Below are 11775 nucleotides of genomic sequence, written 5' to 3'. Positions count from 1 at the left end.
GGAACTGAGACATCTCATGAGCCTCACGTACACAGCCGGCTCCCTGGTCGCCGCCCGTGGCCGGGAATGGGTGGTGCTGCCCGAGAGCGGCCCCGACATGCTGGTGCTGCGCCCGCTGGGTGGGAGCGAGGACGACATCGCGGCCGTCTTCCCCGCCTTCGAGGAGGTGCGTCCGGCCGAGTTCGCGGCGCCGAGCCCGGCCGACCTGGGCGACCAGCGGTCCGCCGGTCTGCTGCGTACGGCGCTCCGTATCGGTTTCCGTTCGGGCGCGGGCCCGTTCCGCTCGCTGGCGTCGATCGCCGTGGAGCCCAGGGCCTACCAGCTGGTCCCGCTGCTCATGGCGCTGCGGCAGCGGACCGTACGGCTGCTGATCTCGGACGACGTCGGCATCGGCAAGACGGTCGAGGCCGGTCTGATCGCCAAGGAACTCCTCGCGCAGGGCGAGGCGACCCGGCTCGCGGTCCTGTGCTCCCCTGCCCTGGCCGAGCAGTGGCAGTCCGAGCTGCGCGAGAAGTTCGGCATCGACGCCGAACTGGTCCTGGCCTCCACGGTGTCACGCCTGGAGCGCGGCCTGGAGCTGGGACAGTCCCTGTTCGACAAGCACCCGTACACGATCATCTCGACGGACTTCATCAAGTCGACCCGGCACCGCGAGGACTTCGTACGGCGCTGCCCCGACCTGGTGATCGTCGACGAGGCCCACTCCTGCGTGGCCGCCGACGACGCCGGGCAGGGCGCCACGTCCAGCTCGAACCAGCTCCGCTACGAACTGCTCCGCAAGGTGTCCGCCGACGCGGACCGGCATCTGCTGCTGCTCACCGCGACCCCGCACTCCGGCAAGGAGTCCGCGTTCCGCAACCTGCTCGGCCTCGTGCGGCCCGAACTCGCGACAGTGGACCTGGAATCCCCTGCGGGACGGGCGAAGCTCGCCGAGCATTTCGTGGCCCGCAAGCGCGCCGACGTCCGCGAGTACCTCACCAAGGAGGACGGTCTCGCCGACGACTCCCTGGCCGAGCGGACCGCCTTCCCGTCCGACCGCTGGACGAAGGACGAGCCGTACAAGCTGGCGCCCGCCTACCGGGCGCTGCTCGACGACGCCATCGCCTATGCCCGGGACCGCGTCACGGCGGCCGGGGAGCAGGGCAGGCGGGAGGCACGGATCGCCTGGTGGTCGGTGATCGCACTGCTGCGCTCGATGGTGTCCTCGCCCGCGGCAGCCGCGCAGACCCTGAAGACCCGCTCCGAGTCCGCCACCGCCCGCACCGCGCAGGAGGCGGACGCGCTGGGCTCCCCGGTGGCCTCCGATTCCGCCGAGAACGATCGCCTCGAAGGCATGGACGTCGCGCCGGGCGCCGCCGAGTCGGAGGAGGCGGGTGCCCGGCTGCTCGAACTGTCGAAGCGGGCCGCCAAGCTCGTCGGCCCGACCGAGGACGCGAAGCTGAAGGCGCTCACCCGGCACCTGAAGGGCCTGATCGCCGACGGCTATCACCCGATCGTCTTCTGCCGGTACATCCCCACCGCCGAATATCTCGCGACTCAGCTCGAAGGCAAGCTCGGCAAGAAGACGAAGATCGCCGCGGTGACCGGCACCCTCTCCCCGCAGCAGCGCCTGGAGCGCATCGAGCAACTCGCCGCCGAAGCCGCGGAGGAGGCCGATGACCCGGCCGTCCGCCGCGTGCTGATCGCCACCGACTGCCTCTCCGAGGGCGTCAACCTCCAGCACCACTTCGACGCCGTCGTCCACTACGACCTGGCCTGGAACCCCACCCGCCACGACCAGCGCGAGGGCCGTGTCGACCGCTACGGGCAGAAGCGCGACCAGGTCCGGGTCATCACCATGTTCGGCGAGGACAACGGCATCGACGGCAAGGTCCTGGAGGTGCTGTTCATGAAGCACCGGCAGATCATGAAGGACCTGGGCATCTCCGTCTCCGTCCCTGACGAGACCGCCTCCGGTGTCACCGACGCCGTCGTGGAATGGCTGCTGCTGCACGGACGGCAGGGCAGCCAGGAGAGCCTGTTCGACCTGGACAGCCACCAGGAGTCGTTCGACCGTATCGAGCGCGAGTGGAACTCGGCCGCCGAGCAGGAGAAGACGTCCCGCTCCAAGTACGCCCAGCGTGCGATCCACCCGGAGGAGGTGGCGCGCGAGGTCGCCGCCGTACGGGCCGCCCTCGGCGGCGCCGACGAGGTCCGCGGATTCGCCCTGGAGGCACTCCGCGACCTGGACGCACTGGTCCGCGACCCCCGCGACGGGAGCGGCGACTTCACTGCCCAGGCCGGTGGCACCCCGGCCGGCCTGCGGGACGCGCTCGCCGCCACCCTCGGCGGACGGCTCGTCGAGGAGGACCGCGCGATCCCCTTCCGCACGACGCCCGCGATCGGCCGCGGCGAGGCCGCCCTGGTCCGCACCGACCCTGCGATCGGCGCCATCGCCTCGTACGTCCTGGACTCGGCACTCGACGCGAACACCCCCGGCCCCCGGCCGGCCCGCCGCTGCGGTGTCGTCACCACGGACGCGGTCACCCTCCGCACCACGCTCCTGCTCGTCCGCTACCGCTTCCACCTCACCCTGCCCTCCCGCACGGGCGAGCGGCAGCTGGTCGCCGAGGACGCCCGTCTGCTCACCTACGAGGGGATGCCGTCGCGCGCCCGCTGGCTGGACGACGACGCGACCGCCGCCCTCCTCGCGGCCCGCGCCACCGCCAACACCCACGAGCAGCTGGTCCGCAACCAGATCGCCAGGGACCTGGACGGTCTGCCGGACCTGGCCGGGCACCTCACCGAGTACGGCACGCGCCTCGCCGCCGAACTCGATGCCTCGCACCGCCGGGTCCGCAAGGCCAACGAGGAGATCGTCCGCGGCCTCAAGGTCGTCCCGCAGGAGCCCGCCGACGTTCTCGGCGTGTACGTCTACCTGCCGCAGCAGCCCGGCGCCGCCGCGTCCGTAGCCCCCGCCGCGTCCGCCTCTACCGTGTCCGGAGCCGAAGCCTGATGTCCGCCGCCACCCGCAACGCCCTGGCCTTCACCTCCGTCACCACGGTCGGCGGGCTCCTCCCCGCCGACATCCTGCTGCGCATCGCCGAGGCACGGAACCTGCCGGGCACCAAGCCCGCCGACTACGGCCTGCCCGCCTCCGTGCCCGTACGCGACGAGGCCGAGCGCGCCTGGGAGTACCTCAAGCCGCTCTGGCGCGACCTGCGCACCGCCCTGCCGTCGGACCCGAAGACCGGCGCGCCCGCAGCCGACCCGACCGGCCGGGCCGGCACCGACTGGCTCGCCCAGCTCTTCCGCAAGCTGGACTTCGGGGCGCTGACGGAGGTCGGCGCGGCGGGCATCCCGGCCGACTCCGACCCCGACAAGCGCTTCACGGTGTCCCACCGCCACGGCCCGGCCCTCATCCACCAGATCCCCTGGAACCAGGAGCTCGACAAGCGCCCGTCAGCCGGCCAGGTCCCTCCGCAGTCCATGCTCCAGGACTGCCTCAACCGCACCGAGGCCCACCTGTGGGCGGTCCTCACCAACGGCCGGCGTCTGCGCCTGCTGCGCGACTCGTCGTCCTTCTCCACGGCCGCCTACGTCGAGTTCGACCTGGAAGCCCTCTTCGACGGCGAACTGTTCAGCGAGTTCGTGCTGCTCTACGCCCTGCTGCACGCCTCCCGCTTCACGGTGGCGGACGGCACGGCCGCTTCCGGGTGCTGGCTGGAGAAGTGGCGCGCCGAGGCCGTCACCTCCGGCGCCCGCGCCCTGGACCAGCTGCGCCTGGGCGTCCAGAACGCCCTGACCGTCCTCGGCACCGGCTTCCTGCGCCACCCGGACAACGCCCGCCTGCGTGAGGACACCGACCCGAAGGCCCTCCGGGACGCCCTGCTGCGCCTGGTCTACCGCCTGCTGTTCGTCTTCGTCGCCGAGGACCGCGAGGCCCTGCTCGACCCGGACGCCGACAAGCGGCAGCAGGAGACGTACGAGCGGTACTTCTCCTCCGCCCGTCTCCGCGAACGCGCCCGGCGCCGCCAGGGCACCGCCCACGGTGACCAGTACGAGGCCCTGCGCATCGTCCTCGACGCCCTGGGTACGGAGGGAGGCCGGCCGGAGATCGCCCTGCCCGGCCTCGGCGGCCTCTTCTCCCCCACCGAGACCGACGCCCCGCTGACCGGCCTGAAGCTCTCCAACGAGTCGCTGCTCGCCGCCGTCCGCCACCTCGCCCAGGTCCGCGACCCGGGCGCCCGCCGCTGGCGCTCCGTCGACTACCGCCACCTGGACGCCGAGGAACTCGGCTCGGTCTACGAGTCCCTGTTGGAGCTGGAGCCCAAGCACTCCGCGACGGACCGGTCCTTCGAGTTGGTCGAGGTCGCGGGCAACACCCGCAAGACAACGGGTAGTTACTACACCCCGTCGTCGCTCATCGAGTGCCTGCTCGACACGACGCTCGACCCGGTGATAGACGACGCCGTCAGGCGGGGCGAGCAGCGGGCCACCGAGGCCGGCCGCCCCGACCCGGCCGACGACATCGTCGCCGAGCTGCTCTCCCTGACGGTCTGCGACCCGGCGTGCGGTTCCGGCCACTTCCTCGTGGCTTCGGCCCGCCGCATCGCCAAGCGTGTCGCGTCGGTACGGGAGCGCAACCCGGAGCCGACGGTCGACTCCATGCGGCATGCCTTGCACGAGGTCGTCGCGCGCTGCATCTACGGCGTCGACCTCAACCCGATGGCTGTGGAACTGGCGAAGGTGTCGCTGTGGCTGGAGGCGATGGAGCCGGGCAAGCCGCTCGGTTTCCTCGACGCCCACGTCAAGCGCGGAAACGGTCTGATCGGCACGACGCCGAAGCTGCTGGGGGAAGGCGTCCCCGACGACGCGTTCAAGCCGATCGAGGGCGACGACCGAAAGTACGCGTCCGCGCTCGTCAAGCGCAACAAGGCCCAGCGGGGCGGCCAGGACGAGCTCCTGTTCGATACGGAGACCCTGCCGGGGAACGAGCGGTACGCCGCCGAGCTCGCCCGGATCACCATGGCCCCCGCCGATTCGCTGGAGCAGGTACGCGCCCAGGAGTCCGCCTACCGCGCCTACACGGAGTCGTCTGCCTACGTCCACGACCTCCACGCGGCCGACGCGTGGTGCGCCGCGTTCGTGTGGCCGAAGCAGGCGGGGGCGCCGGATGCGCCGACGGACCAGGTGTTCCGGGCGCTGCGCGGCCGTGACCAGTCGGCGGTGCCGGACGCGACGCATGAGTTGATCCTGCGGCTGCGGGACGAGTACCGGTTCTTCCACTGGCACCTGGAGTTTCCGGAGGTGTTCTCCGTTCCGGAGTCGGGGGTGGGTGTGCAGCCGGGGACTGGGTGGGCCGGCGGGTTCGACGCGGTGGTGGGGAATCCGCCGTGGGAGCGGGTCAAGCTCCAGGAGCAGGAGTTCTTCGCCCAGCGCGACCCGCGCATCGCGGGGGCCACGAACGCCGCCGCGCGGAAGCGACTCATCGCCGAACTGCGTGACGACCGCGACGGTGCGCACCTGTACGCCGAGTTCGAGGCCGCCAAGCGGCGCGCGGAGGGCGAGAGCCACTTCCTGCGCGCCAGCGCGCGGTTCCCGCTGACGGGGCGGGGTGACATCAACACGTACGCCGTGTTCACGGAGACGGACCGCACGCTGACGGGGCCGCGGGGGCGGACGGGCGTGATTGTGCCGACGGGGATCGCGACGGACGCGACGACGCAGTTCTTCTTCAAGGACATCGTCACGAAGGGGCAGCTTGCCGCCCTTTACGACTTCGAGAACGAGGACAAGGTCTTCCCCCAGGTTCACAACCAGCTGCGCTTCTGCCTGTTCATGCTGCGTGGCTCGGGCAGCCTTCGTGAACCGATCCGGATGGTGTTCAAGGTGAGACAGCCTGAGCAGATCGTCGACCGGAGTTACCTGCTCTCGGGCGAGGACATCCTGACAATGAACCCGAACACCGGAACGTGCCCCGTGTTCAGCAGCAGGCGGGACGCAGACATCACCCTGGGCGTGTACCGCCGGGTACCGGTCCTCATCGACGAGACGAAACAGGCGGCCGGAAACCGCTGGGGCATCTCGTTCATGGCAATGTTCCACATGTCGAACGACTCCCACCTGTTCCGTCCCGCCGCCCAGAACGGCGAGACGTTCGACGATCTCCTGAGAGCAGGGTGGGTCCTCGACGGCAATGTGCTCGTCCGTGGCGAGGAGCGCCTGCTCCCGCTGTACGAGGCAAAGATGCTCCACCACTATGACCACCGCTTCTCCACGTACGAAAACGCCACGGAGAAGCAGCTCAACAAGGGCACTCTTCCCCGCTTCAGCGTAGAACAGCACCAGGACGCCTCCGCTACGCCGCTGCCTCGCTATTGGGTTCCGGAACGGAATGTCCCGACCGGCGAAGTCGACAAAAATGGCAAGCCTGTCATCGTGCCGGGCGTAGACAGCCGTCTGGCGACCAAGGGGTGGCACCGGCAGTGGCTGCTGGGGTGGCGGGACATCTGCCGGGCGAGCGACGAGCGTACGATGATCAATTTCGCTTTCCCTCGCGTTGGGGCACCTGACGGCACCCTCCTCGTGCTGCCCCAGGAAGGTCCATTGGCTGCCCTCGTGGCCTGCCTGTCTTCCTTCGTCCTGGACTTCGCCACACGCCAGAAGGTCGGAGGAACTCACCTCAAGTTCTTTACCGTCCGTCAGCTCCCGGTCATTGCTCCTGCACAGGTCACACCACACGCAGCGTTCATCAATCCCCGCATCCTCGAACTGACCTACAGTTCCGCGGACATGACTCCGTTCGCCCGCGACCTCGGTGACACCGGCGCCCCCTTCCGCTGGGACTCCGACCGCCGTGCCGTCATCCGCGCCGAGCTGGACGCCCTCTTCTTCCACCTCTACGGCATCACCCGCGACGACACCTCCTACATCCTCGACACCTTCAACGTCACCCGCGACAACGACATCAAGGCCCACGGCGAGTACCGCACCAAGAACCTCATCCTCGCCGAGTACGACCGGATGGCCGCCGCCGGCCTGACCATGGAGACCCCGCTCACCGAGGGCGAGTCCGGCAGCTACCGCTCCACCCTCACACCACCCCCCGGCCAGGGCCCCCGCCACAACTGACCACCTCCGCCCCGGAGTGTTCCGCTCGCCACGGCCTCACCCTCCCCTGCCCGCAGACAGGCCCTTGAGCCCGGCAACCGCAGCCGAAACGGAGAAGTTTTTTGAGCACCCACACGGCACCGCTCGATGTCCCGCCCTCCATGAGCCCGTACGAGGAGCACGTCTGGAAGGCACTCAACGAGTACTGGGAGCGCCGCAACAACCGCCGCGGTCTGCCGAATTGGGCGAACAACGCCCTCAGCCGCACCGGGGAGGTCGCGGGGAACGCCGGACGCCGGGTCAAGGACGCCGTGCCGGAAGGGGTCAAGGAGCCGATGCGGCGCGCGGGCGGCGCGCTCGCCGACGCGGCCCTGCGACCGGCGGTCGCGGGCGCGGTGGCGCTGCTCGAACTGGTCAACGACGCGGCTCTGGAACTCAACGACCCGAAGACCGTCGAAAAGATCGCCCGCAAGAAGGGGCTCGAAATCGACAACTTCGCCGAACTACGGGAGCAGGACCTCAAGGTCTGTGACCGGCTGCTGACCCGCAACACCATGAAGTGGCGGGCCACCGGCGCGCTCGAAGGGGGAGCCATGGGGGCGCTGGCGATGGTCCCCGTCGCCGGCATCCCCGCCGCGATGACGGCGGACATCCTCGTCATCCAGGTCCTGAGCGCGTCGATAGCCACGCGCATCGCGTACTCCTACGGGTACGACGCCAAGGACCCCGACGAGCAGCTCTTCATCCAGCGTCTGGTGCGCCGGTCGTTCATGGCGCAGGCGACCAAGGTCGAACCGCTGCACAAGACCGCCCAGGCGGCGCAGGCGCTCCACGGGCGCGTGAACTGGTCGGCCAAGCTCCGCAGCGACCACCAACTCGCCGCTGCCCTGGAGAAGTTGCTCCAGCACCTGAGCCCGGCGGGCTCCAAGGTGTCGGTCAAGAGCGTCGCCAAGGTCGTGCCGTTCGTCGGCGTCATCGTCAGCGCCGGGCTGAACTCCGCGGTCCTCGGCCGCGTGGCCTCCGAGGCCCAGAAGTACTGCCAGACCCGTTTCCTGTGCGACAAGTACGGGCTGCCGCTGCCGGCCGCCCTGTCGGCCGACCCGGACGAGGACGCCGAGGACGACGCCCCGTAAGGAGCACGCCCAGTGGCGGGCCCCACGGTATTGAGTTCTTCGCGCTCGCCAGGGCGCTTCCTTCACGGTCGGCCCCTGAAACCGACCAGTTCTTCAACATCGCCTCACGTACCGAGCCTTTGAAGGAGACCTTTATGGAACCACGCGGCTACCGCATGGTGGTGTCGACCGAGTCGGACTACGTCGACACCTGCGCCATAGCGGAGCGGGAGTTGATCACATGGCTCGACTCCAAGCAGTACGACACGTCCGGGCTCGCCGAGGGGCGGACCGAGGTCGCCGCCCACGCGACCCTCGACCGCGACTCCGAGTCCGGCATGAACGGCGCGTACAGCCGGTGGCGCATGCGCGAGACGCCCTCCATCACGTCGGGCACCTGGCAGTCGACGCTCGTCGTGCGCTCCGGGCTCCCCGAGGACAAGGGCCGCACGTGGGTGCAGGTCGACATCGAGCACCAGCCGGCCAAGGCCGACGAGTTCCCGAAGCCCGCCAACACCCCGAACATCGCCCGGTCCCTCCTCGACACCCTGGAGGCTCGGGACGGCCAGGCCGACCTCACCACCTCACCGTCCTTCATCGAGGACGACGCCGACGTCGACGACCTGCTCGAAGAGCTGTGCGACGCCAACCGCCGCATGCCCGTGGTCATCGCCACCGTGCCGTACGGGAAAGATCCCGACGAGTGGTCGCGTACGGTCGTGGAGCCGTTGTTCCGGAACCTGCACGGGCTGGCGGTGCTGTACATCCTCATGCCGGCGGCGCAGGCCAAGTTCAACACCGCGCTGGAGTACCACCCGGTGTTCGGCGGCGGCGTCCGCACCTACGTACCGGGGCTCGACCCGGCCTGGAAGCCGGACGCCCAGCGGCATCCTGTGATGTCCCGCAAGACCATCGAAGCCAACGTCCGTCGCGCCGCCGCCATCCTCGCCGCGCTCCCGCAGCGGCTCGCCTCCCGCCACGCGCTTCCCGCGGCCCTGCTGAGCGTTCCGCAGCAGCGGGTGCGGCTGCGGCCGAGCTCGGACGGTGCGGACATCGTCCAGCTCCGCAAGGACAACCTCGCCCTGACCTCCCTCCTCGACGAGGCGGAGCAGGCGGAGGCGATCCGAGTCAACGAGATCAACGACCTCTACGCGGAGCTCGCCAAGACCGAGCGGGGAAGCGATGATCTGCGCGGTGAGAACGAGGAGCTGTACGACAAGTTCCAGGAGTCCCAGCGCCACATCCGCTTCCTGCGAGAACGCCTGGAAGCGGCAGGCGACTTCGCCACGGCCTACGGCGCGGCCGACATTCCGGCCATCGCCTACCCGGAGACCTTCGCCGACCTTCTCGACCGGCTGGAGGAGCTTCCCTTCCTCGTCTTCACGGGCCACCACAAGACCACCCAGAAGCTCGACAGCCAGTCGGTGGACAACTGGCTGAACGTGGCCTGGGACGGCCTCCTGGCGCTCAACCACTTCGCCGAGGCCTCGGCTCTCGGCAAAGCCTCCGGCGACTTCCTGAGCTGGTGCAAGTCCGAGGCGTCCGGCGACTTCCCGTTCCCGGCGGCCAAGGTGGCCATGCGGGAGTCCGACACCGTCGCCAAGAACGGCAAGCTGCGCGGCGAGCGGATGCTGTCCGTCCCGAGGGCGGTCGACGACGGCGGCCGGGTCTTCATGCAGGCCCATCTGAAGATCGGCGGCGGCAACACGGTCGCCCCGCGCCTCCACTTCTACGAGGACGGCCCCCGGTCCGGGAAGGTCTACATGGGCTACCTCGGCCCGCACCTGCGCAACACGCTCACCTGAGCAAAAACCGGTGTGCCGCTACGACAGCGGCACACCGGTCGTTCCGTCAGTCAGCTTGCCGCCACGAACCGCACGAAGGGCGCCCACTCCTCGCGCCCCACGGCGAACGCCGGGCGGGCCAGGTCCTTGGAATCCCGTACGTGGACGGCCTGTTCGGCGAGCGCGATCTCCACGCAGCTGTCCCCCTGGCTACCGCTGTAGCTGGACTTGAACCAGGCGAGTTCCGTCGTTCCGCTGCTCATAGCTCTCCTCGCAGTCGCTCCAGCAGGTCCCGGGAATCCTTGGGGTTCAGGGCCTGCGAGCGCAGTGTTTCATAGCGGTGGCAGAGCACACTCACCTGTTTCGGGTCGGAGATCAGCCGCCCGTTCTCCTGACCCTCGGAGTAGCCGAGCCGCCGCCCCTCCGGGGTCTCCAGAACCTGCACCGGCCCATCCAGGCACGCATGCAACCCCGACCCCAGCGGCACCACCTGAAGCGTCACATTGCGCGGCGCGCTGCGTTCCAGCACGTGGTCCAGCAGCTCCCGCATCGCCTCCGCGTCTCCGAACCGCCGCCGGAACACGTGCTCCTCCACGATGAAGCTGAACGGAACGGTGGGCTGCTCGCGCATCATCCGCTGCCGATCCATCCGCGCGGTGAGCTGCGCCTCCAGCTCCTCGTCGGTCCGTAGCGGGATCGTGCCCTCGAACACCGCCCGCGCGTACGCCTCCGACTGCAACAGCCCCGGCACCAGCCGGCACTCGTACGTGCACAGGCTCACCGCCTCCCGCTCCAGCCGCGCCCAGCGGCGGAACCAGGCAGCGAGGCCGACCTCGCCCCGGCTCAGGTGACGGGCGGCCTTCCTCAGGGCCCCGGTGTTGCCGGTGGCCTCCTCCGCAGGCTCGACGAAGGCCTCGTCCGGCATCCGGCGGCCCAGCTCCACCGACTCCACGGTGTGCTTGGAGAACCGGACGCGGGCGGCGAACTCGGCCCGGCTGAGGCCCGCGTGCTCGCGCAGGGCCTGGACGACCGCGCCGAACGTGCGCAGACTGTCCGACGGGTGAGGCTCCCGTTCCCACTCCGCCGCCGGAACCACCCGGGCGCCGACGCCCCCGGCCGCCGCCTCTTCGACGATGTCCATCCGTCGCCCCTCTCTCCGTACCGCACCCGCGACAGCTTCTCGCCGCCGCCCGCGTTCACGCTCACGTCCACCACTCAGCGTGACGGCACGGCCCGCGTACTGTCCACACCACGTGCCCGTACGCTGACTCCGCGTACGGGGTGCGCCGCTCGCATGCGGCCCCATCCGGCCGCCACGCTGACACCATGAACCGACAACTCCCCCAACTGGCCCCGCCACAGCACAGCTTCACGCAGCTGCTGTCGTCCACGCGGCGCGGCGCCCGGCTCGCCCGGCTGCTCAGCGTGACCCAGCTGCGGTCCTGGGGTGCTCCGCAGGACCTCACGGAGCGTGCCGAGTGTGTCGTAGCGGAGCTCGCCGCCAATGCCGTCCTCCACGGATTCCTGCCCGGGCGCAGCTTTCGGCTGACGCTCGCGTTCGACGCCTCGGCCGGGCGCCTCCGTGTCGATGTCACCGATGCCCGTGGGGACCGATGGCCGGTGACGCGGCCGGCGAGCGGCGCACCCGAGACGCTCCCCGCCGGCGGTCGCGGCCTCTCACTCGTCGCCGCGCTCGCCGACCGCTGGGAGACCCTTCCCTACCCGCCCAGCGGCAAGACCGTACGGGCCGAACTGACCGCTCCGAGCCGTGAATGAGACAAGTCGTC

General features: G+C 70.1%; 7 protein-coding genes. 5 read left to right on the top strand and 2 right to left on the bottom strand.

Annotated elements, in window-relative coordinates; translation table 11 throughout:
* Positions 1-16 precede the first annotated feature (16 nt).
* The 4 genes from ABZ567_RS16075 to ABZ567_RS16060 all read left to right on the top strand — a co-directional run bounded on the left by ABZ567_RS16075 (position 17) and on the right by ABZ567_RS16060 (position 10009).
* Positions 17-2995: a DEAD/DEAH box helicase gene (locus ABZ567_RS16075; RefSeq protein WP_360789488.1), complete on the top strand. Its 2979-nt coding sequence runs from the start codon at positions 17-19 to the stop codon at positions 2993-2995.
* Positions 2995-7113, top strand: a complete 4119-nt coding sequence (locus tag ABZ567_RS16070) for a DNA methyltransferase (protein ID WP_360789485.1) — start codon at positions 2995-2997, stop codon at positions 7111-7113. The genes ABZ567_RS16075 and ABZ567_RS16070 overlap by 1 nt, the downstream gene beginning before the upstream one ends.
* 101 nt (positions 7114-7214) lie before the next feature.
* Positions 7215-8225 carry an EcsC family protein gene (locus tag ABZ567_RS16065; RefSeq protein WP_360789482.1) on the top strand — a complete coding sequence of 337 codons (1011 nt, stop codon included), beginning with the start codon at positions 7215-7217 and terminating at the stop codon, positions 8223-8225.
* Positions 8226-8359: 134 nt separating this feature from the next.
* Positions 8360-10009, top strand: coding sequence for a hypothetical protein (locus ABZ567_RS16060; protein WP_360789479.1), 1650 nt, complete (start codon positions 8360-8362; stop codon positions 10007-10009).
* A gap of 50 nt (positions 10010-10059) precedes the next feature.
* On the opposite strand, the gene ABZ567_RS16055 is transcribed toward ABZ567_RS16060, so the two are convergent.
* Both ABZ567_RS16055 and ABZ567_RS16050 read right to left on the bottom strand, forming a co-directional pair.
* Positions 10060-10251 carry a DUF397 domain-containing protein gene (locus ABZ567_RS16055; protein WP_360789476.1) on the bottom strand — a complete coding sequence of 64 codons (192 nt, stop codon included), beginning with the start codon at positions 10249-10251 and terminating at the stop codon, positions 10060-10062.
* Positions 10248-11129 (bottom strand): helix-turn-helix transcriptional regulator, encoded by an 882-nt coding sequence (locus ABZ567_RS16050; protein WP_360789474.1) that lies wholly within the window; start codon positions 11127-11129, stop codon positions 10248-10250. The genes ABZ567_RS16055 and ABZ567_RS16050 overlap by 4 nt, the downstream gene beginning before the upstream one ends.
* A 185-nt stretch (positions 11130-11314) precedes the next feature.
* Between ABZ567_RS16050 and ABZ567_RS16045 the strand changes: the two genes are divergently transcribed.
* The gene (locus ABZ567_RS16045) at positions 11315-11764 is read left to right on the top strand and encodes an ATP-binding protein (RefSeq protein ID WP_360789471.1); all 450 of its coding nucleotides are present in this window, start codon (positions 11315-11317) and stop codon (positions 11762-11764) included.
* Positions 11765-11775: the final 11 nt, after the last annotated feature.

Origin of the sequence: Streptomyces sp. NPDC016459 (assembly GCF_040632845.1) — a bacterium.
Lineage (GTDB): Bacteria > Actinomycetota > Actinomycetes > Streptomycetales > Streptomycetaceae > Streptomyces.
The sequence above is the reverse complement of the archived record's forward strand: the minus strand, read 5'-3'. Positions and strand labels throughout refer to the sequence as shown.